This window comes from Micrococcus sp. TA1, assembly GCF_014199555.1.
GTDB lineage: Bacteria > Actinomycetota > Actinomycetes > Actinomycetales > Micrococcaceae > Citricoccus.
In genome coordinates this window covers 703,949-723,880 of the sequence record NZ_JACHNW010000001.1, presented here as the reverse complement: position 1 = coordinate 723,880, position 19,932 = coordinate 703,949, and the positions used below count along the sequence as shown (strand labels likewise).

Annotated in this window: 20 protein-coding genes; 5 read left to right on the top strand and 15 right to left on the bottom strand. The window is 71.4% G+C overall.

Annotated elements, in window-relative coordinates:
* Positions 1-142: 142 nt before the first annotated feature.
* The 4 genes from GGQ69_RS03025 to GGQ69_RS03010 form a co-directional block, all read right to left on the bottom strand.
* The gene (locus tag GGQ69_RS03025) at positions 143-1,309 is read right to left on the bottom strand and encodes a helix-turn-helix domain-containing protein (RefSeq protein ID WP_183524449.1); all 1,167 of its coding nucleotides are present in this window, start codon (positions 1,307-1,309) and stop codon (positions 143-145) included.
* Between the two features lie 7 nt (positions 1,310-1,316).
* A complete protein-coding gene (locus GGQ69_RS03020; RefSeq protein ID WP_183524446.1) occupies positions 1,317-1,826 on the bottom strand; it encodes an SRPBCC family protein in 510 nt (169 codons plus the stop codon).
* A gap of 75 nt (positions 1,827-1,901) precedes the next feature.
* A complete protein-coding gene (prfB, locus tag GGQ69_RS03015; protein WP_183524443.1) occupies positions 1,902-3,017 on the bottom strand; it encodes a peptide chain release factor 2 in 1,116 nt (371 codons plus the stop codon).
* Between the two features lie 34 nt (positions 3,018-3,051).
* On the bottom strand, positions 3,052-3,258 hold the full coding sequence (locus GGQ69_RS03010) for a hypothetical protein (RefSeq protein WP_183524440.1): 207 nt from the start codon (positions 3,256-3,258) through the stop codon (positions 3,052-3,054).
* A gap of 124 nt (positions 3,259-3,382) precedes the next feature.
* On the opposite strand from GGQ69_RS03010, the gene GGQ69_RS03005 reads away from it, so the two are divergent.
* Positions 3,383-4,849 carry an S-layer homology domain-containing protein gene (locus GGQ69_RS03005; RefSeq protein WP_183524437.1) on the top strand — a complete coding sequence of 489 codons (1,467 nt, stop codon included), beginning with the start codon at positions 3,383-3,385 and terminating at the stop codon, positions 4,847-4,849.
* Between the two features lie 30 nt (positions 4,850-4,879).
* On the opposite strand, the gene GGQ69_RS03000 is transcribed toward GGQ69_RS03005, so the two are convergent.
* The 7 genes from GGQ69_RS03000 to GGQ69_RS02970 are packed head-to-tail and all read right to left on the bottom strand — an operon-like array spanning position 4,880 to position 9,473.
* Positions 4,880-5,302 (bottom strand): RES domain-containing protein, encoded by a 423-nt coding sequence (locus GGQ69_RS03000; protein WP_183524434.1) that lies wholly within the window; start codon positions 5,300-5,302, stop codon positions 4,880-4,882.
* Between the two features lie 59 nt (positions 5,303-5,361).
* Entirely contained in the window at positions 5,362-5,823 is a 462-nt protein-coding gene (locus GGQ69_RS02995) for a hypothetical protein (RefSeq protein ID WP_183524431.1), read from the bottom strand.
* The gene (locus tag GGQ69_RS02990; protein WP_183524428.1) at positions 5,807-6,178 is read right to left on the bottom strand and encodes a TadE family protein; all 372 of its coding nucleotides are present in this window, start codon (positions 6,176-6,178) and stop codon (positions 5,807-5,809) included. The genes GGQ69_RS02995 and GGQ69_RS02990 overlap by 17 nt, the downstream gene beginning before the upstream one ends.
* A gap of 2 nt (positions 6,179-6,180) precedes the next feature.
* Entirely contained in the window at positions 6,181-6,399 is a 219-nt protein-coding gene (locus GGQ69_RS02985; protein WP_255459401.1) for a hypothetical protein, read from the bottom strand.
* A gap of 60 nt (positions 6,400-6,459) precedes the next feature.
* A complete protein-coding gene (locus GGQ69_RS02980) occupies positions 6,460-7,395 on the bottom strand; it encodes a type II secretion system F family protein (protein WP_183524422.1) in 936 nt (311 codons plus the stop codon).
* The gene (locus GGQ69_RS02975) at positions 7,396-8,250 is read right to left on the bottom strand and encodes a type II secretion system F family protein (protein ID WP_183524419.1); all 855 of its coding nucleotides are present in this window, start codon (positions 8,248-8,250) and stop codon (positions 7,396-7,398) included.
* On the bottom strand, positions 8,250-9,473 hold the full coding sequence (locus tag GGQ69_RS02970) for a CpaF family protein (RefSeq protein WP_183524416.1): 1,224 nt from the start codon (positions 9,471-9,473) through the stop codon (positions 8,250-8,252). Before GGQ69_RS02970 ends, GGQ69_RS02975 begins: the two co-directional genes overlap by 1 nt.
* Before the next feature lie 277 nt (positions 9,474-9,750).
* Here GGQ69_RS02970 and GGQ69_RS02965 point away from each other — a divergent pair, with 277 nt between their 5' ends.
* Complete coding sequence (locus tag GGQ69_RS02965) at positions 9,751-12,897, top strand: FtsK/SpoIIIE domain-containing protein (protein ID WP_183524414.1); 3,147 nt, start codon at positions 9,751-9,753, stop codon at positions 12,895-12,897.
* Here the strand turns inward: GGQ69_RS02965 and GGQ69_RS02960 are convergent.
* A complete protein-coding gene (locus GGQ69_RS02960; protein ID WP_183524411.1) occupies positions 12,842-14,074 on the bottom strand; it encodes a cytochrome P450 in 1,233 nt (410 codons plus the stop codon). The genes GGQ69_RS02965 and GGQ69_RS02960 overlap by 56 nt on opposite strands.
* Positions 14,075-14,194: 120 nt before the next feature.
* The gene (locus GGQ69_RS02955) at positions 14,195-15,559 is read right to left on the bottom strand and encodes an MFS transporter (protein ID WP_183524408.1); all 1,365 of its coding nucleotides are present in this window, start codon (positions 15,557-15,559) and stop codon (positions 14,195-14,197) included.
* 250 nt (positions 15,560-15,809) lie between these two features.
* Here GGQ69_RS02955 and GGQ69_RS02950 point away from each other — a divergent pair, with 250 nt between their 5' ends.
* From GGQ69_RS02950 to GGQ69_RS02940, 3 genes are read left to right on the top strand one after another with little or no spacing between them, the layout of a single operon-like run.
* Entirely contained in the window at positions 15,810-16,988 is a 1,179-nt protein-coding gene (locus tag GGQ69_RS02950) for an LLM class flavin-dependent oxidoreductase (RefSeq protein WP_183524407.1), read from the top strand.
* 3 nt (positions 16,989-16,991) lie between these two features.
* Positions 16,992-17,705: an FMN reductase gene (locus tag GGQ69_RS02945; RefSeq protein WP_183524404.1), complete on the top strand. Its 714-nt coding sequence runs from the start codon at positions 16,992-16,994 to the stop codon at positions 17,703-17,705.
* The gene (locus tag GGQ69_RS02940; protein ID WP_183524400.1) at positions 17,680-18,219 is read left to right on the top strand and encodes a MarR family winged helix-turn-helix transcriptional regulator; all 540 of its coding nucleotides are present in this window, start codon (positions 17,680-17,682) and stop codon (positions 18,217-18,219) included. Before GGQ69_RS02945 ends, GGQ69_RS02940 begins: the two co-directional genes overlap by 26 nt.
* Here the strand turns inward: GGQ69_RS02940 and GGQ69_RS02935 are convergent.
* Together GGQ69_RS02935 and priA are read right to left on the bottom strand one after the other, a co-directional pair.
* Positions 18,209-19,141, bottom strand: coding sequence for an SseB family protein (locus tag GGQ69_RS02935; protein ID WP_183524397.1), 933 nt, complete (start codon positions 19,139-19,141; stop codon positions 18,209-18,211). The two genes, GGQ69_RS02940 and GGQ69_RS02935, sit on opposite strands and share 11 nt — an antisense overlap.
* The gene (priA, locus tag GGQ69_RS02930) at positions 19,138-19,923 is read right to left on the bottom strand and encodes a bifunctional 1-(5-phosphoribosyl)-5-((5-phosphoribosylamino)methylideneamino)imidazole-4-carboxamide isomerase/phosphoribosylanthranilate isomerase PriA (RefSeq protein ID WP_183524394.1); all 786 of its coding nucleotides are present in this window, start codon (positions 19,921-19,923) and stop codon (positions 19,138-19,140) included. Before priA ends, GGQ69_RS02935 begins: the two co-directional genes overlap by 4 nt.
* Positions 19,924-19,932: the final 9 nt, after the last annotated feature.

Below are 19,932 nucleotides of genomic sequence, written 5' to 3'. Positions count from 1 at the left end.
CGGTGTCCCGCTACTGACGGAAACGGTGCGGTGTGACCCTGGTCACGCATGTGACGAGGACGACATCCACCAGCATGGCCCGACCGCCGTGACGCGCGCTACGTAGAGGGGTTCAACAGTTCGTTCCGTGTTTCGTAGCCCGCTACAACCGCTCGTCACCGGGTCGTGGCCGTGTCCCCCGGTGGGCCGCGAGCGCCCAGGACGCCTCGATGAGCGTCTCCAATTCGTGCACGTTCCCCCCGGTGAGCTCCTGGTACCTCTTGAGCCGGTAGCGCAGGGTGTTGACGTGCACCGGGATCGAGGCGGCGGCCAGCGGGATGCTCATCCCGTGGTCCAGGTAGGCGGCCAGTGACTCCAGGACGAGCTCGCCGAAGGATCCCTCCTCGAGCACGGGGGCCACGTGCCGGGCGTGGAGCAGATCCGTGGCCTCCGGGCTGGTGAGGATGCCCATGCGCCAGGAGAGCCGGTCCGCGTCTACGGCACCGTCCCAGCCCACCCGGCGCGCGGCCTCCAGGACCCGGGTGGCGCCGTCGAAGGACTCCCGCAGGTCCGCCAGGGGTACCGGCGGGCCCAGCGCGATGGTGACCCCGGCCGCGGCAGGCACCGGGCCGGCGTCGCCGGTGAGGATCCCGACCGCCCCCTCGCCGCGGGGAGCGGCCAGGGCGCGCGCCCCGGCCCGTTCGGCCCAGTCCTGCAACCGGGTGACGGGGTCCCCGGTGGTCCCGGGCGCGACCTCGGCGCGGACCGCCCGCACCGGCTCGTCCAGGGGGAGTTCGAAGGTGGCGGCTCCGCTGTGCAGCTGCGTCCGGTCCAGGACGCCCACGACGGCGTCCCGGATCCACTGCGTGCGGCGGGAGGAGTCCGCCACGGCCTGGGCGATGGAGCGGTCCCGGTAGACCACCACCGCCTGGGTGGTGAAGGCGTCCCCGAGTGACCAGAGCAGGGTGCTGAAGGTCAGCGCGGCGTCCGCGGCGACGCCGTGACGCGGGGCGAGGTCGAGCAGGTGGCGCAGGATCACGGACATGGACAGGCGGAACCCGGCCAGCACGCTGACGATGGACACCCCCTGGCCCATGCGCTCCTCCATGAGGGTGCGCGGTTCGTCGATCTGGTCGGGATCCGGGGCGCGACCGTCCAGGATGGTGCGGATGCTCAGGGCCCGGTTGCGCCGGGCCGAGGCGAGGAGGGACTCGGTGGGCACGTCCTCGTAACCCGGGACCGAGTCCCGCAGGATCCGGACGGTCTCCTCGAGGATGGCGTCATCGCTGCCCAGGGATTCGACGAGCGCCCGCACGGCGGTCTGGTCCACGCCCGGATCAGCCTCGGCTCTGCGCCTCGGTCGATCCCTCGGTCGATCCCTCGGTCGATCCCTCGGCCAGTGCGGCGAGCCGGTCCACCGAGGCCATCAGGGACGAGCGGGTGGTGGCCAGCGCGCGCGGGAACCGGGTCTCGTCACTCAACTGCGTCCAGTCGTAGGTGTGGCGCACCAGGGTGGTGCCCTCGCCGGTCGGCTCGAGGTCCCAGCGCCAGCGGTGGCCCCGGGGCTGTTCGCCGGCCGGGGCGGGCAGCCAGGCGATGCGCCGGCCCTCCTCGAACTCCACGACGTGGTTCTCGCGGGACTGTCCGTTGGTCAGGTCCGTGACGAACACGTCGCCGACCGCCCGGACCCGCTGGTCGGGTCCGGAGTGGGCGAGGTTGTCATTGCCGTCCCAGTCGGGCTGCCGGGCCGGGTCGGCGATCAGCTCGAAGAGGACCTCGGCCGGCGCGCGCACGGTGCGCTCGGCGGTGACGATGCGTTCGGAGACGGGGGGCAGTGAGGCGTCCATGGCCCCAGTCTGGCACCGATCCGCCGTGGCGCGGGTCCACGTCCGATTGGTGTCATACCCGGGCGCTTCCGGCGCTCAGTCCTCCTCGTGGCGCGCGTTGGCGCGCCAGCGGATCCCGGCGTCGATGAACCCGTCGATGTGACCGTCGAAGACGGAGGCCGGGTTGCCCTCCTCGTGGTTGGTCCGCAGGTCCTTGACCATCTGGTACGGGTTGAGGACGTAGGAGCGCATCTGGTCGCCCCAGGAGGCCTTGACGTCTCCGGCCATCTCCTTCTTCTTCGCGTCCTCCTCGGCCTTGCGCACCAGCAGCAGGCGGGACTGCATCACGCGCAGGGCGGCGGCGCGGTTCTGGATCTGGGACTTCTCGTTCTGCATGGACACCACGATCCCGGTCGGCAGGTGCGTCATGCGTACGGCGGAGTCCGTGGTGTTCACGGACTGGCCGCCGGGCCCCGAGGAGCGGTAGACGTCGATCTTCAGTTCGGACTCGGGGATCTCGATCGAGTCGTCGGACTCGATGAGCGGGATGACCTCGACGGCGGCGAAGGAGGTCTGGCGGCGGCCCTGGTTGTCGAAGGGGCTGATGCGCACGAGGCGGTGGGTGCCGGCCTCGACGGACAGGGTGCCGAAGGCGTAGGGGGCGTTGACCTCGAAGGTGGCGGACTTCAGCCCGGCCTCCTCCGCGTACGAGGTGTCCATGACCTTGGTGGGCCAACCGCGCTGCTCGGCCCAGCGCAGGTACATGCGCATCAGGATCTCGGCGAAGTCGGCCGCGTCCACGCCCCCGGCACCGGCGCGGATGGTGACCACCGCGTCACGTTCGTCGTACTCACCGGAGAGCAGGGTGACGATCTCCAGGTCGTCCATGGCCTTGCGGATGGACTCCAGCTCGCGGGCGGTGTCCGCCCGGGCGGCGTCGTCGTCCTCCTCGGCGGCGAGTTCGACCATGATCTCCATGTCCTCGATCCGCGAGGCGAGCCGTTTGATGCGCTCGAGCTCGGACTGGCGGTGTGAGAGCTTGGAGGTGACCTTCTGCGCGGCCTCGGGATCGTCCCAGAGGTCCGGGGCGGACGCCTGCTTCTCCAGTTCGGCGATGTCCGCCTCGATCTGGGCGACGTCCGACACCTGCTCGATTTGCGACAGGGTGGAGCGCAGCTCCTTGATTTCAGCGGTGTAGTCAGTCTCAGCCATGGTGTGGTCCAGCCTACCGCGATGTGGGGCGGGCTCAGGGATACCGCATCCGCTCGCCCACGTGATCGAGCACCGAGGACTCGGTGGAGGCCAGGACCCCCATCTCCTCCCCGCCGTCACAGGTCACCAGGGACAGGGTCAGGGACCCGTTGCCGACGGCGATCACCCGCCACCCGCCACCGGAGTCCTCCCAGCGCAGGAGCCTGGCCAGATCCGGTGTGGGGTCGTCCTCGGTGTCCATGGCCGCACTCTAATGGGCGGGGCGGGAACGGCACGGCCCCGCGGGGCGACCGAGAGACCGGCCGAGAGGTCACGATTGGGTAGCATCCCCCTCCCTGACGTGGAGAGACAGCAGAATGAGAGCCGTGAAGCTCCTCTCGGCACTCGCCGCCCTGGCCCTGGTCCTGACGCCCACCGGTTCCGCAGTCGCCACGCCGTCGCCGGTCCCGCCGTCGCAGGCGTCGGCCGTCACCGAGTCGGTGACCTCCGAGCCGGTGCCAATTTCGGTCGACGGCGTCGACGTGGACGGGCTGGAGAAGCTGCCCGAGGCGCCCGCGGCGCCCGAGACGCGGTCAGGCCGATTGAACGCGTGTGCCGTCCGTGACTTCCGGGACATCCCCCCGAGCCACTCGTACTACCGGTACGTGAACTGGATGGCCTGCCAGGAGCTGACCGCCGGCTACGCCAACGGAACCTTCGGGTTGAGCAGGCAGCTGTCCCGGGGGGAGACGGCGATGTTCCTCTACCGGCTCTCCGGCGAGCGCCACGACCCCGGCGCCACGGTCGACTTCCTCGATGTTCCCGTCGGGGGCGCATACTTCACGGCGGTGTCCTGGATGAAGGAGAAGGGGTACAGCGCTGGGTACGCGGACGGCACCTTCAACCGGAACAGGAACATCTCGCGCGGCGAGCTGGCGTCCTTCCTCTACCGGATGTCCGGCAAGACCTACCGCACGACGGCGTACTCACCGTATTCGGACATGTCGCCGCAATCCGGGTTCTTCACGGCGGCGGCCTGGTTGCAGTCCAGCGGGATGATCTCCGGCTACACGGACCGATCCTTCCGTCCGACCCGCCCGGTGACCCGGGGTGAGGCCGCGAAGTTCCTCTACTCCTTCGACCTGGTCAGGGAGGGCACCCTGCCGACGTCTGCCGCCGACCGGTGGACCACGGTGCTCACGCCCCTGCATGCCACCGCCAACCCGCGCACCAGCCCGGTGCGGAACCTGTCACCCCAGAGCGGGATCGTGCGGCTGGGCGAGCAGGGCTCGATGACCCGGGTCCGGGCCGGGAGCACCGTCGGCTGGGTCAACTCGGACTTCCTCTCCCGGGGCAAGCCCGGGACCACCCGGGTCCCGTACCCGGAGCCCACCACGTACAACCACCGCGCCGCGAACAACATGGCGCTCTGGTGCTGGGACATCCCGATGGCCAAGACCGTGGACGGCTCCAACGCCTGGGCGCAGTTTGAGGTCAGTGGGTACCCGCAGTGGCCGTCCACCTACGACGTGGCGGAGCTGATCGGCCTCGGTCACGACCTGGACCCCGACTCCGTTCCCGCCCGGGCGGTCCAGCTGCACGAGTGCGCGCACATCCTGCAGTACCGCGCCTACCGCTACGACAATGTCGCCCTGAACTTCCGGATGGGCCAGATCTACCCGAACGGCCGGGATGGCGGCGTGGAACACATGGCGGACTGCATGGCCGATGCCATGGGAGCCCGGCGCGCGTTCACGTCCGGCGGGACCACCTGGACCGTGGGCTACGGGGGCACGTGCACCTCTGCCCAGATGGCCTCGGCCCGGAAGCTCATCGCCGGCGTGCGGCCGTGATCCCACAACGAGGCTCCTGCCATCACGGCCTCAACGGGTCAGTGAGGTGCGGGAGGAACTCGTGGCGGCCACGCCGACGCCGCTGGGAACGACCCAGTTCACGACCGGTGGGTGCGCGGTGGCGGTGAGCACGACCTCCACCGTGCGGCCACCGTCGGTGACGGACACGCTCTGGACGGTCAGCCCGTCGAACCGCTCGTGGGCCCCCGCAGCGGACAGGTACTGGGTTGCCGCGGCGCTCGCCTGCTCGCGGGTGAGCACCGGTGCGTTGTCCTGCTCCGCATCGATCCGGTAGCTGTCGGCGGCCGCCATCGTGGCGCCGTCGGCCGCGGAGAGCAGCCGGCGGGCCTCGATGTTCACGGCCGTGACCGCCAGGATCACCGTGGCCAGGAGCAGGCAGACCGCGGTCAACCCCACGACGAGCACCGTGGTCTGTCCGTGCTGTGCCGCCACGGCCGACCTGCTCGGGTTCCGGCCCGCGAAGGTCCTCCTGTCGGCTACGCCCATCCGTCTCATCCGAACCTCGGAACCGGTTGCTGGGAGCTGCTGGTGACGGTGGCGACGGCCGTGTCCCATCCCAGGCCTTGGGGCAGCAGCGGAACCGGAACCCGGACGGCGACCTCCACGGCCACCGAGGACCCCGGTTCCAGGCAGGGGGTCGATGTGCACGAGATGCTGGCCCGATGCGTGACCGGGGCCAGACCGTAGTCCGCCAGGGTCAGGGCGACGACGCGGTCGGCGCGCTGGGCAGCCTCCGCCTCGTCGGGTGCTGCCACCATGGCCTTGGCCGCCTGGTCCGCGGCGGCCACCGAGGCATAGGCCGCCGACTGGATCTGGCTGGTCAGCAGCAGGAAGTAGACGACGGGGATCAGCAACAGTGCGGCCAGCAGGACGAACTCCACGGTGGCCGAGCCGTCCTCCCCAGACGGATCGACCCGGTCGACCTTCAGCCGGCGCTCAGTAACGGAAGGCATGACCGTCCGCCTCCAGACGGACCGGGCCGGTGAGGAACCCCACCATCGGCATCTGCGTGCGGACGGTGACCCGCACCATGGTGCTGTCCGCTCCGTCGACCAGCCCGGCGGTGACCTCCGCCTCGGCCCCGCCCGGGATCGAGCCGGTGAGCAGCTCCCGGGTCCGTGCGGCGCCGTCGGTGGGTGTCCGGTCCCCCAGTGCGCCATAGCGCGCACCGGCACTGGCGGCGTCGATGAGCGTGTTGCGCACGTGGATGATCAGTCCGAACTGCAGGATGGCGGCGAAGAGGACGGCCAGCAGGGCCATCACCATCACGGACTCGGCGACCGCCGAGCCGCGCTCTGACTCGCCCACTGTCAGTTGGTGGAGACCTGGCTGATGGCCTGGTTGAAGAGGTCGGTCAGCGCCGGTCCCGCGATGGCCAGCAGGCCCGCGACGAGCAGCGCCGACATCAGGGTGATCATCACCCAACCGGGTACGTCACCCCGTTCGTCGGTGCGGGCCCCGGCGAGAAAGGCCCTCAGTGCCGCGAGCGCGCGGTGCGTGAGACCGGTGGTGTCCTGGTGGTGCTGCATGGTGTCCCCCTTCATGGGTTCGGTGGGTGGGTGGTGTTCGAGGTCGGTCGGATGGCGTTCTCAGAAGCCGAGGTTCATGATCGAGATCCCCGGGAAGATCGCGAAGACCACGGTCAGCGGCAGGATGCCGAAGACGAGCGGCGTCATCATGCCGATCTCCTTGCGCCCGGCCGATTCCAGCAGTTCGCGCTTGGAGAGTTCCCGGACGTCCTTGGCCTGGGCCCGGAGGACGTCCGCCAGCGGCGTGCCCCGTTCCAGCGCCACGAGGATCCCCTCGATGAAGCGATCCACGGGTGCCAGTTGGACGCGGCGGGCACACGCCTTCAGCGCGGTGTGGATGGAGGCCCCCGCACGCATGTCGGCCAGAACCGTGCCGAATTCCTCGGCCAGCGCTCCGCGTGCCGAGGTGGCCACCCGCTCCAGGGCACCGGGGGCGCTGTCGCCCGCGCTGACGGACATGGCGAAGAGTTCGGCGATGGACGGGAACTCACTGAGGATGCGGGCGCGACGACGCTTGACCTGACTGGTCAGCAGGTTGTCGCGCAGGAAGAAACCGACCACGGCCAGGGCCCCCACGATCACGACACCCACGACGGGATGGAGGCCGCCGTTGATGGCCAGTGCCACACAGGTCGTCATCCCCACTGCCGCTCCCGCGGCCGCGGTGATGAGCTGCTGGGCCCGATAGTCCTGGACCGAGAGCTCGGAGCCGGAGGCCTGGAGCTTGCGCTCCAGGGCCTGCTGGCCCAGGTTGAACCTACCCAGCTGGCGGACGCCCTCGGCCAGCACGGGTTGCAGGATCCGTCCCAATGCTCCCCACGGAGAGACCTTCTGGTGTTCGCGCAAGAGGGACGAGGCGGGTGCCTGGTTGCGCAGTTGTGGCGACACCCGCCGGACCAGGGAGGGTTGCCAGCCCCAGGGCACGGCCACCACCACGAGTGCCAGGCCGGCGCCCAGGACCAGTCCGAGGATCCCTGCCGTCATCAGCGTGGTCATCTAGAGCACCCTTCTCTCGTTCGGAAGGGCGCCGATCCGCAGCATCAGCTGATAGCACACCACCGAGACCAGGAGACCACTGACCAGGACCAGGACCCCGCTCAGGGATTGGTAGGCACGGACGGCCTCCGGTTGGGTGCCCAGCAGCAACAGGACTACCCAGGGGGCCGCAACGGCCAGTCGGGCTGCGTTGACGGTCCAGGACTGGCGGGACTCCAACTCGCTGCGGGTCCGGGCATCCTCGCGCAGGAATTCCGCGAGGGTGGACAGCAGGTTGCCGATGTCAGCGCCACCGACGTCGCGGGTCAGTCGCAGGGCGGCGACGAGGCGGTCGGCCACCGGGTCCGCCATCCTGAACTTGAGGTTGTCCAGCGCGTCGGTGAACCGCTGGCCGGAGCGGTAGTCCCGGGAGAACTCCCGGAAGGCCGGTTGCAGTTCCTCCGGCCCCTTCTCCCCCAGCTGGATGAGGGCCTCGGGCAGTGTCAGCCCGGCCCGGATCGCCGAGCGGAGGTGGTCCACGGCGTCCGGCCAGACGTCCCGCAACAGGGTCTGCCGCTTGCGGGCCTGCCAACGCAGGGCAACCCAGGGCACCAGGGCGCCGAAGAGGGCAAAGCACAGGGCGATGCTCACCGTCCTGGTGATGAGGAAGACCACCAGCAGGGCGACGAGCGCGCTGCCGACCGTGGCCGCCACGACACCGGCCGGGCCCACCTGCTCCACACCGGCCCGGGCGAGCAGCTGCCGCAGCCTGCTGTCGCGGGGCGCGGAGACCTCTCGCCGGGCCTCCCGCGGCCAGAGGGACCACCACACCAGGAAGAGGCCAGCGCCCAGTGTCAGGCCCAGTAGCAGTGCCATCAGCCGACCCCGACCACGGTGCGAGCGTCATATCCGTGGGCCTTGAGCTTGCCGTTCTCCAGCATGGCCGAGGGGTTGAGCACGAGCTGACCGTCGACCCGATGGAAGACCGTGGAGGACTCGATAATGCCGTCCTCCACCCGCGAACCGACGGCGAGGATCTCCTCCACGTACCGCCGCCCGTGCCGGTCCCGGGTGCAATGCACCACGAGGTCGAAACAGGAGGCCACCGTGGGAACCACGAAGTTCCGTGAGATGTTCTCTCCGGCCATCAGGGGTAGCGTGCAGATCTTGGTCAGCGCATCAGAGGCACTGTTCGCGTGGATCGTGCACATCCCCGGCAGTCCACTATTCAGGGCCACGAGCATGTCCAGGCTTTCCGCCTCGCGTACCTCACCGACGATCAACCGGTCCGGGCGCATGCGCAGGGCTTCCTTGACCAGGCGGCGCAACGGGATCTCCCCGTTGCCCTCGAGGTTCGGCTGGCGGCACTGCATCTGCACCACGTCGCGCAGGGGCAGCTTGAGCTCGAAGATCTCCTCCACGGTGACGACTCGTTCACGACTGCCGATGGAGGCGGACAGGCAGTTCAGCAGGGTGGTCTTGCCGGCCTGGGTCGCGCCGGAGACGAGGATGTTGAGTCCGGCATCGACGCTGGCGTCCAGATAGCGAGCTGCCTCGGCGCTCAGGGACCCGGAGCGCACCAGGTCCTCGAGGTGGTGTGCGCGGACCACGAACTTGCGGATGTTGACCGACCAGTGTCGTCGGGTGATGTCCGGGATGACCACGTGCAGTCGTGACCCGTCCGGCAGTGCCGCGTCCACGAACGGCGAGGACAGGTCCAGGCGGCGGCCGGAGGACTTCAGCATCCGTTCCACGAGGTCACGGACGTTCTCCTCGGTCAGGGTGATGTTCGTCAGTTCGGAGACCCCTCCACGGGCGCAGAACACCGCGTTGGGGGCGTTGATCCAGATCTCCTCGACGGAGTCGTCGTCCAGCAGCGGTTGCAGTGCGCCGTACCCGGCCACGGCGTCGAAGACCGTCCGGGCCGCCTCGTCCCAGTCTGCCAGCAGCGGCAGGGAACCGATGAGCGAGCGCGCGTCGTAGTCGGCAGTGGCGTCCAGCACCAGGCGGCGTACCTCGTCCGGTTCGCTCAGCGGATCCATGCCGCGTCGGCGGATCAGTTCGCGGACCTCATCGGTCAGTATTCGGACGGCGTCCATGGTTCCCCCTCCATGCATGCCCTGTTCGGGCCTCATCCCTCCCATCGAGACTACCGACCCCCTCGGGGAACGCGCATGTCACCTCAGCATTGGCTGTGGACAATCCGACCCGCGGCACGGCCGGGCCACGTCCACCGGGCGTGTCGTCCACACCCTGACGGCGAGCGCGCGCGACGTGTCTTTTCCGTGGATGAGAGTGGGCCCGGGACAGTGGCATCGCCTGCGAACACAGGACTGGTGCCCGCCACGGCGATCGGGACCGGAGGAGGTGGCATCCATGCGAGTGCGCATCCTGGGCCTTGCGGACGGCGTGCCGTGCTGGTGGTCGGCACGGAACATGGAGGGTTCCGATGGGCCGCGATGGGACGCACTGTTACGGCGTCGACTGCCCGGGTACCGCTTCTCGGTGTGCGGCAGACCGCTGGAAGAGGCGGGAACCGACGTCCTGGGTCCGAGCCCCACCCTGTGCGTGGTCGCCCGCCCCTCAGTACGTCCGGTCACCGGGCGCGAGAGTGGCCCGGAGGTCGTGCTGGTGGTCGAGGACGGGCCCGACGCCGGGCTGCTGGCTCCCCTGCCCCGGTCCGGGGTGTCGGTGGGCCGCAACCACTCCGAACTGAGGATCGCCGACCCCTTCCTGTCCGCACCCCACTTCCGGGCCGTCGTCGAACCGGACGGCGTCCGGATCGTCCGCCTCGCCGGATCCCGCGCCAACCCGGCCACCGACGGCGACGGCCCGCCCCGGACGGGTTCCTCCCCGTGGAGGGAGGGCAGTTCGGGGTTCCGCCTCGTTCGGGGACGGCCCGAACCGTTGCCCGCCAGGGCACCGTTACCGTCACTCACCCTTGATCCCGGCCAAGAACCTACGCGCCCGAACGTCGTCATGCAGGCCGTCATGGCCCTGGGGCCGTTGGTCATCGGTCTCGTGCTGGCCGTGGTGACCGGTCACTGGTACTTCCTGTTGTTCAGTCTCATCTCGGTGGGGGTTGCCGGCGTGATGTGGGCCCAGCACCGTTCGGCCCGGTCCGCACACGGCCGCCGGATCACCGCGGAGGCCGCTCGCCTCGGGGAACGGTTGGAGGCGTTGGCCCCCGCCCCCGGCGCGGTGGCCCTTGCGGCCCGGTCGGCCGCCACGGATCGTTTCGGCACCCTCGGACCGGCCGCTGCGCCGCCACTCATCCGCTGGGGTACCGGCACCGCCACGCTGCCTCTGGCGACGGGCCGGGAGGGTGCCGACTGGTCGGCGTGGTCACGGGCCACCCTGCCAGTCATCACCGACCTGCATCCCGGGGGGACGACCCGGGTCATCGGGCAGCGTTCGACGGTGGAGGCGATCTCCCACTGGCTGGTGGTCCAGCTGTGCCGGGACGCGGTTGCCACGTCCCGCGGCGTCCTCGTCCGGAGGGCGGCTGGCGACGCCTACTTCGGGGGCGGCATCACGGCGGCCGAGGGCACGGCCGTCCTGCACGCCGGAGCAGCGGAGGGAGCCTTACCGGCGGGCTGGCACCGCGTCGTGCTCGGCGGCGCGGAGGATGGCGGGGACGACCGGACCGGGGGTGATCGGATACTTCCCGATCAGGCCCGCGCCACCGTCGGCGGCCTGGACTATGAGGACCTCCGGTGGCACGGCATGTCCGCCTCGACCGCGGGCTGGCTCGTGGACGAGCTCGGTGGTTCCCCGCGCCCTCGCGTGCCCCCGTCACCGCCCCGCATGGAGCTCCCGCTGCGCGACCGCCCCGACACGGCGGTGTCGTCCTTGCGGTCACCGCTCACCGGTGGCACCGATCCGGTCCGCCTCGACCTGGTCCGCGAGGGTCCGCACGCCTTGATCGCGGGGACCACGGGATCGGGCAAGTCCGAGCTGCTGCTCACCGTCCTCACCGGGCTGGCCGCGGCCTACCCCCCGGGCGAGGTGTCTTTCGTGCTGATGGACTTCAAGGGCGGATCATCGTTCGCGCCGCTGTCCGGACTCCCGCACACGATGTCCGTCGAGACCAACCTGGTGGAGGCCGAGTCCTTGCGGACCTTCGACGCCCTCACGGCCGAATTGCGTCACCGGGAAGAACTCTTCCTGTCGGCCGGGAGCGTCGACTACGCCGCGTACCGCCGTTCACACCCTGGAGAGGTGCTGCCCCGGCTGGTCGTGGCCATCGACGAGCTTCGTGTCCTCGTCGAGGACCATCCCCAGTCGGCAGCGGTCCTGGCGCGGCTGGCGGCCACCGGCCGCTCCCTCGGTTTCCACCTTGTGCTCGCCACCCAGCGAGCCCAGGGCGCGGTGGGCCCCGACGTCCGCTCCAACCTGGGCACGATCGTCTGCCTGAGGACGGCCACCGAACAGGAATCCTGGGATCTGCTCGGATCCCCCCAGGCGCACTCCATAGGCCCCGACTCCCCCGGGCAGGCCTTCATCCGGCACGGCGGCGCGCCTCCCCGGGCCTTCCGGGCCGGCCGGTTCACCGCACCGCCAGGTCCACCAGACCTGGTCCCCTGGGACGGTCGCGACGGTGCTCCAGGGGGTGACCCGGGTGGGGGCGGGCCGGCCGACTGGCCCGGCATCGTCGACCGGATCCGCTGCGGCGTCGAGCGAGGGAGACTCGCCATACCCGAACCGGTCGTCATGCCGGCCTTGCCCGATCGCTGGTGCCCGACGGCTGCCGAGCGCCTCGCACACCCCGGTGCCGTCGTCGTGGGGCTGGCCGACGCCCCGGGTGCACGACGACAGGGGCCCGTGGTCTGGAGTCCGGGCCGGGACGGCCCGGCGGCCTGGATCGGGACGGACACCGGCGGGATCCGGGACGCGGCACGGTCCACCCTCCGTCAGCTGGTCGGCCTTTCGGTGACACCCACCGGATCGCCCACCGCTCCACGCACCGTGGTCCTGGACGGCGATGGCGACATCCTTCCCGAGGGGGTCCCGTTCAGCATCGGAACTGGTGAACACCGCTCCCCCGGCCGGTGGACGGTCCTCTCCCCGGCGCTGGCCGTTGCCGAGCAGCTCGGGGCTGTGCTGGCGGACGTCCGGGAGGACCTGGCGGCGCGACGGCCGGTGCGCCTGGTCGTCACCGCCTGGGGCCGGTGGGCAGGATTGCGCGTCGGGACCGGATACGAGACCGCGGAGGAACACCTGTCGCTGCTCCTTCGCGATCACCCGCCGTCCCTGCTCGCCGTCGCCCTGTTCGGTGGCCGCGAGCTGGCCGGCGGGCGCGTGCTCGGACAGGTGCCGACCCGCTTCTATCTCCCCGCCGGCTCCACCCCCGAGCAGCGGATGGTCTGGCCCACTCTCCACCGGGTCCGAGAGGTTCCGGGACGAGCCGTCATGGTCACGTCCGAGCACCCCGCCCCCGGCGTCGCGGTCCAGCTCGCACTGGACGTCACCGAGCCGGGGTCAGCACCACCGGCACCGACGAGAACCCACCGTTCGGCGTGATGGACCGCTCGGGCCGGAGGACGGGGTCGAGGGTGATGTCCGCGAAGGCCGCCACGATCTCCTCCACCGCCACGCAGAGTTCGAGGGTGGCCAGGGGCCGGCCGGGACACACGTGCGGACCCGTGCCGTACACCAGGTTGTTCCCGGCGTTGCCGTCCGGATCGAAGCGGTCGGGGTCGCCGAAGACCTCCTCGTCGCGGTTCGCCGACGTCCAGTTCAGGACCACCCGTTGGCCCGCGGCCACCTGGAGTCCGCCCCGGGAGACCGGGCAGGTGGTCATGCGCCGGTTGGCGACGAACGGGTCGTCGATCCTCAGGATCTCGTCCACGATCGCGGTGAGCTCGCGCCGAGTGAGGCCCGATCGGATCCGGGCCTGGAGCACCCGGTGGGTGGCCAGGTAGTGCAGGACCACACCGAGGCTCAAGGCGATGGAACCCAGGTCCCCACCGGTCCAGTTCCGCAGGACGGAGACCAGCTCCTCGTCCCGGAGCGGCCGGCCCAGTGCCCGGTCACTCATCAGCTCCGCCGTCACGTCCTGGCGACTGCCGTCCGCGTCACCGCCCCTGCCGCGCCGCGGTGCCAGCACGGACCGGATGATCTCGTCATACCGCCGGGCCACGTCCGCGGTGGCGTCCAGCCGCCCGGACCGGGTGGCCGTCTGGTTGTCCGCCATCCACTCCAGCAGGGTCGGTTCCAGGCCCGCCGGCCACCCGAGCCATCGCATCATCGCCCGCACGGCGAACCGGGAGCCGAGTTCGCCGACCGCGTCACACCCCACGGCCCCGGTGCCCACCCCCGCCGCGCTCGTCACCTCAGCGCACACCTGCCGTGCGGCCTCGCGCACCCCCGGTTCCAGGGCAGCCATGCGCTCGGCGGTGAAGTACGGCTCGATCAGGCGGCGGAACGCGGCGTGTTCCTCCCCGTCCAGGCCGTTGGGCAGTTGCAGGAACCGGGAGACGGCCGAGGAGAACACCTCGGGGTCCCGGGCGGCCGCGACCACGTCGACATGCCGCAGCAGCACCATCGCCCGGGACGAGGACAGCGCGATCCGCGCATCGGGCCGGATGGCGTCCGAGACGGCGCGCGGATCGTGGCTCGGGACGGGGAAATCCGGCAGGTCGACGGCCGGGGCCGCCGTGTGGGCACAGCGATCGGCGGCGTGGTCCTCAGCGCTCACGGTGCCGACCGTACCACCGGGGGCCGCGAGTCGGGTCGACCCCGGGATGCCCGGCCCGTTCAGCCCTCGCCGTCCGCGAGGCGTCCGGTGGCCTGCCGCGGCGCCAGCCTGCCCGAGCCCTTAGGCCCGGGCCCTGCGGCGCCGCCGCAGCATCGTCCGTGCCAGGACCGCGAGTCCCACCATGAGCAGCGCCACGGCCGCGGCGAACACGTAGCCCGCCTCGGCCGAGATGCCGTCGATGAACGCCCCGGCGGCGGGGGCACCCAGGGCGGCCCCGGCGGTCATGGCCGATCCGTAGTAGCCCATGGCCTCGCCGCGGCGGTCTTCGGAGACCACGTGCGCCATCAGGGCGGAGGCGGCCGCCAGCGTCGGAGCCGTGAACAGTCCCCCGATGAGGGAGATGACCGCCAGGGCCCACACGCCGTCCACCAGGGCCATCGGCAGGGTCCCCAGGGCGAACAGCGTCAGGAGCAGCAGCGGCGAGAGCCGACGGCCCAGCGCGCCGTAGAGGATGCCGCCCACCGCGGAGGCACCGCACCAGAACGCAATGACGACGCCGGCCTGGGCGGCCTGCCCGGAGCGCTCCAGTTCGGCGACGATCGCCACCTCGGTGCCGGACATCAGCATGCCCGAGCCCATCGAGACCGCCAGGACCGCGAGCGCAGTGCCGCTGAGCCAGCCGAACGAGGCCTTTAGGCGGGCGAACGGGCCGGTGCGGACGCCCTCGTCCGCCCCGGTGCCGGGCCGGTGGTCCTCCGCCCGGATGACGGGGATGGCGCCCGTGGGCACCTCGGTGGCGGTCAGGTCCAGGTGGGCCGGGGCACCGTGGACGGCGCCGTCCACGGCCCGGCGCAGGTCCTCCTCGGCCGTGTACTCCCCACTGCTGCCGGGGCGGGCGAGCTGCGAGGAGCGAGTGGGCGGGTTGAACCACATCAGGTAGAGCCCGGCGAGCGTCGCGGACCACCCGACGATGGCCAGCCCCCAGGCGCTGGACCAGGCCGTGGCGACGACGGCACCGACGGCGGGGCCGATCATGAAGATCGTCTCGGTGATGATCGAGTCCAGGGCGAAGGCGGTCTCGCGCCGCGCGCCGTGCGTCAGCACGCCGATGGACTGGCGCACCAGGGAGAAGACGGGCACGGCGAACAGGCCGCCGAGGAAGGCTCCGACGAGCAGCAAGGCGAAGGGCAGGAACGGCACCGCGGTCCAGATGACCCCCAGGGTGACCACGGACGGCACCAGGGCCCGGCGCAGGCCGAGCCGGTCCACCAGCCGGCCGCGCCACGGGGAGCCCACGGCCATGCCGAGGGTCATGGCCGCCACGGCGAGCCCCGCCGCCCCGTACCCCTCCCCCAGGGTCACGGCCACGTGCAGGGTCAGGATGATGCCCAGGGCGGCGTTGGGGAACCGGGCGACGAACCCGACGCCGAGGACGCGGCGGATCCGCTGGTCCCGCAGCAGGTGTCCGTAGGCGGCGAAGTTCACCCCAGCATGCTATCCGGGTGGGGTGGCGAACGCGCAGGTCGGCCCGGGGCACCCGGTGGCCCGCCCGGACGGGTCGGTGACCTCGGGGCACCCTCGGCCGGTCGCGCACCCGGAGCGCACCCGGTCCGTTGCGGGGCCCGGCCGCCGTCGGGAATAGTCCTGCCCAGGGGACGGTTGTACAGGTGATTCAAATTTGCACTAATCTGATGGCAGGCCACCAGAGCACCGGCACACCACTCGAGGAGCAACCATGCAGTTCGGCGTCTTCACCATCGGTGACATCACCACCGACCCGACCAACGGCACCACGCCCACCGAACACCAGCGCATCAAGGACACCGTCAGGATCGCCCAGCACGCCGAGCAGGCCGGGTTCGAGGTCTTCGCCACGGGCCAGCACCACAACCCGCCCTTCGTGGCCCCCGGCAACCCGCCGACCCTGCTCGCGTTCCTGGCCGCCCAGACCCAGAAGCTGATCCTGTCCACGGCGACCACCCTGATCACCACGATGGACCCGGTGCGCCTGGCCGAGGACTACTCCTACCTCCAGCACCTGGCCGAGGGCCGCGTGGACCTGACCATGGGCCGCGGCAACACCGGCCCGGTCTACCCCTGGTTCGGCAAGGACATCAGCCAGGGCATCCCACTGGCCGTGGAGAACTACCACCTGCTGCACCGGCTGTGGCACGAGGAGAACGTCGACTGGCAGGGCCGCTTCCGTACCCCGCTGCAGGACTTCACCCTGACCCCCCGGCCGCTCGACGGCGTCGCGCCCTTCGTCTGGCACGGTTCCATCCGCTCGGCCGAGATCGCCGAGCAGGCCGCCTACTACGGCGACGGCTTCTTCCACAACAACATCTTCTGGAACAAGGAACACGTGATCCAGATGGTGCAGCTCTACCGCCAGCGCTACGAGTACTACGGCCACGGCAAGGCACCCCAGGCCTACGTGGCCCTGGGCGGCCAGGCGTTCATGCGCAAGAACTCCCAGGACGCCGTCAACGAGTTCCGCCCCTACTTCGACAACGCCCCGGTCTACGGCCACGGCCCGTCCCTGGAGCAGTTCACCCGGATGACCCCGCTGACCGTGGGCTCCCCGCAACAGGTCATCGAGCGCACCCTGTCCTTCCGGGACTGGGTGGGCGACTACCAGCGCCAGATGTTCCTCATCGACCACGCGGGACTGCCCACGGACGTGGTGCTGGAGCAGATCGACCTGTTCGGCGAGGAGGTCCTGCCCGTGCTGCGCAAGGAGTTCGCCGCCCTGAAGCCCGCCGACGTCCCGGAGGCCCCCACCCACGAGTTCCTGGTGGCCCGCCACGAGCGCGGCGAGGACCCGGTGCCCGGCGGCGCGGAGGGCTCACAGGCCTGGAAGGACGCCCAGGAGCGCGCCGAGAAGGCCCAGGCCTCCGAGAAGGCCGGGGCCTGAGCCGTGGAGGAGCTACCGGACCTCGGCGACCCGGAGGCGTTCGGCGCCCCCGAGTCCACCGACCCGTTCACCCCGCAGGCCCGGCACCTGGTGGTGGTCTCCGGCGGGCTGGGCGACCCGTCGTCATCCCGCCAGCTGGCCGACCGGCTGGCCGCCGCCGCCTCTGACCGCCTCTCCGCCGAGGGAATCGTCCCGGAGGTGCACGTGGTGGAGCTGCGCCTGCTGGCCACGGACATCGCCGAGGCGATGGTCAACCCGTCACGGTCCGAGGCGCTGCAGGCGGCCCTGGAGGAGGTGTCCCAGGCCGACGGCATCATCGCCGTCTCCCCCACCTTCAAGGCCAGTTACTCGGGGCTGTTCAAGTCCTTCTGGGACCTCGTGGAGGACGACGCCGTCCGGGACGTCCCGGTGCTTCTCGGCGCGACCGGCGGCACGCCGCGGCACTCGCTGATGATCGACACGGCGATGCGCCCGCTGTTCAGCTACCTGCGCACCAAGGTGCTCTCCTCAGGGATCTTCGCCGCCTCGGACGACTGGGGCGAGGTCGAGGGCGGCCAGGCCTCCACCCGCACCACGCCGTTGCAGACCCGCATCGCCGCGGCCGGGGCGGACCTGGCCTCGGTGGTCGGACGGTTCCCCGCCCGCCCGCGCCGGGCCTCCGGTGCGCCCGCACCCCTGGAGGTGATTCCCTTTGACCAGCTCCTCCGCGGAGAGTGACACCGGCTCGTGGTCCCGCAGCGCGGTCCCGGGACGGCAGCCGGCGGACACCTCCCGTCAGGCCTGGCGCGCCTACTTCGAGGCGACCGCCCTGCTGCAGGACCGCCTCGAGCGGAGCCTGAAGGCGGGTGTGGACCTGCACCTGGCCGACTACAACCTGCTGCTGCTGCTCACCGAGGCCCCGGGCGGGCACCTGCGCATGGGCGAGCTGGCCAGCCTGATGGTGTTCTCGCCCTCGCGGGTGACCTATCAGGTCAAGACCCTGGAGAAGCGCGGGCTCGTGGAGCGTCGCGCCTGCGTGGAGGACGGCCGTGGCTCGGAGGCCGTCATCACCGACGCCGGCCGGAGCCTGTTCCGCAAGGCAGCGACCCTGCACGCGCGCCAGGTGAAGGACCTGTTCATGGACCGGCTCGACGAGCAGGAGACCGAGACCCTGCTGCGGGTCTTCTCCCGGCTGGGCTGCGCCCTGGAGGACGGCGAACGGGTACCGGAGGGTCCCGGGACTACCGGCTGACCGTGATCTCCACGGAGTCGGCCCGCTCGGCCAGGGCCGGCACCTCACCGAGCACCTGTTGCAGGGTGGCGGCCATCAGCCGCAGCGCGGCCTCGTCGCCGGAGGTCGCCAGCGCGGGGTCCGGGTAGGCCACCAGCCGCAGTTCCGGTCCGGAGCCCCCACCGGGCAGCACGGCGCCGGAGGCGGTCCGGGAGGCCACGCCGGCCCCCGGCGTCAGCGCGATCCTCGCGAGCCCGGGCACCAGGTCCACCACGGACGCCAGTTCCTCGGCCAGCTCGGTGTCCTGGTAGGACGGGATCCAGGCCTGCTGCCGGGCCAGTGCCCAGACAGCCGGGCGGCGCACCACGAACGTGCGCTCGGCTGCCGGGTCCACGACGACCAGTTCGGCACCCTCGTCCACGGCGGACAGGCAGGCCCGCGGCATCCAGGTCGCCACCGGCCGCGCCTCGGGGTGCCAGGCGGTCAGCGCCGGGACGTGGGTGAACACGGGCAGGGCGGCCCGGCCGTCGGGGGCCCTGAGCGTCACCAGCGCGACGTCCGCCTCCTTGTCCCCGTGCGGTCCGTCCCCGTGCGGCCCGTCACCACCGTGGTCGTCGTGCTCGGCCACGGTCGGCAGCACGGCGGCGAAGACCCGCATGCGGGACAGGGCGTCCACGACCTCGGCCTCGCCGGCCTCACCGGCCGCCAACCGGTCCAGGACCGGGCCCCAGGCCGGGTCCGCGGTGCCGTCGTCGGTGTCGAAGGCGTGCAACGGGTTGGCCGAGCCGTCGATCCCGGCCCCGCCCAGGTCCCGGCCCTCCCAGGCGACGCCCGCGGAGTCCGCCGGGCGGCCGGACTCGTCCCGGTGCTGGCGCTCCAGGTTGCGCCGGATGGCCGCCTCGATGTGCCCGGGCAGGTGGCGCTCCCGGTCCTGGCCGGTCACTGGATGGGGGCCTGCTTCACGGCGTCCTCCACGCTCACGCCGCGGGACACGAGCAGGGCCTGCTCCAGGCTGAACCGGCCGGCGTACAGGGCCTTGCCCATGATGGCGCCCTCCACGCCCCGGCCGACCATGGCGTACAGCGCGGCCACGTCCTCCAGCGAGGAGATGCCACCGGAGGCCACCACGGGCTTCGGCGTCTTGGTGCACACCTCGGCCAGCAGCTCGGTGTTCGGGCCCCTCAGCGTCCCGTCCTTGGTGACGTCCGTGACCACGTAGCGGGCGCAACCGGCCTGCTCGAGGCGGTCGAGCACCTCCCAGAGGTCACCGCCCTCCTTGGTCCAGCCGCGCGCGGCCAGGGTGGTGCCGCGCACGTCCAGGCCGACCGCGACCTGGTCGCCGAAGCGCTCGATGACCCGCGCGGTCCACTCCGGGTCCTCCAGGGCCGCCGTGCCGAGGTTCACGCGCGTGGCACCCATCGCCAGGGCGTTCTCCAGCGAGGCGTCGTCCCGGATGCCACCCGAGAGCTCGACCTTCACGCCGAGCTCGTCCACCACGCGGGACATCACGTCCCGGTTGTCCCCGCGGCCGAAGGCGGCATCCAGGTCCACCAGGTGGATCCACTCGGCGCCGGCCTTCTGCCAGGCCAGGGCGGCCTCGAGCGGGTCGCCGTAGGAGGTGGCGGAGCCGGCCTCGCCCTGGACGAGGCGCACGGCCTGGCCGTCCTGGACGTCGACGGCGGGCAGCAGTTCCAGCGCCGGTGCGCTCTGCGGGGTCTGGCTCATGAGGGGGTT

Bases quoted from the DNA above. Each gene is read 5' to 3' on its own strand.
- GGQ69_RS03020 (WP_183524446.1), bottom strand. From the start codon at position 1,826: ATGGACGCCTCACTGCCCCCCGTCTCCGAACGCATCGTCACCGCCGAG.
- prfB (WP_183524443.1), bottom strand. From the start codon at position 3,017: ATGGCTGAGACTGACTACACCGCTGAAATCAAGGAGCTGCGCTCCACC.
- GGQ69_RS03010 (WP_183524440.1), bottom strand. From the start codon at position 3,258: ATGGACACCGAGGACGACCCCACACCGGATCTGGCCAGGCTCCTGCGC.
- GGQ69_RS02995 (WP_183524431.1), bottom strand. From the start codon at position 5,823: ATGCCTTCCGTTACTGAGCGCCGGCTGAAGGTCGACCGGGTCGATCCG.
- GGQ69_RS02985 (WP_255459401.1), bottom strand. From the start codon at position 6,399: ATGCAGCACCACCAGGACACCACCGGTCTCACGCACCGCGCGCTCGCG.
- GGQ69_RS02980 (WP_183524422.1), bottom strand. From the start codon at position 7,395: ATGACCACGCTGATGACGGCAGGGATCCTCGGACTGGTCCTGGGCGCC.
- GGQ69_RS02975 (WP_183524419.1), bottom strand. From the start codon at position 8,250: ATGGCACTGCTACTGGGCCTGACACTGGGCGCTGGCCTCTTCCTGGTG.
- GGQ69_RS02970 (WP_183524416.1), bottom strand. From the start codon at position 9,473: ATGGACGCCGTCCGAATACTGACCGATGAGGTCCGCGAACTGATCCGC.
- GGQ69_RS02965 (WP_183524414.1), top strand. From the start codon at position 9,751: ATGCGAGTGCGCATCCTGGGCCTTGCGGACGGCGTGCCGTGCTGGTGG.
- GGQ69_RS02950 (WP_183524407.1), top strand. From the start codon at position 15,810: ATGCAGTTCGGCGTCTTCACCATCGGTGACATCACCACCGACCCGACC.
- priA (WP_183524394.1), bottom strand. From the start codon at position 19,923: ATGAGCCAGACCCCGCAGAGCGCACCGGCGCTGGAACTGCTGCCCGCC.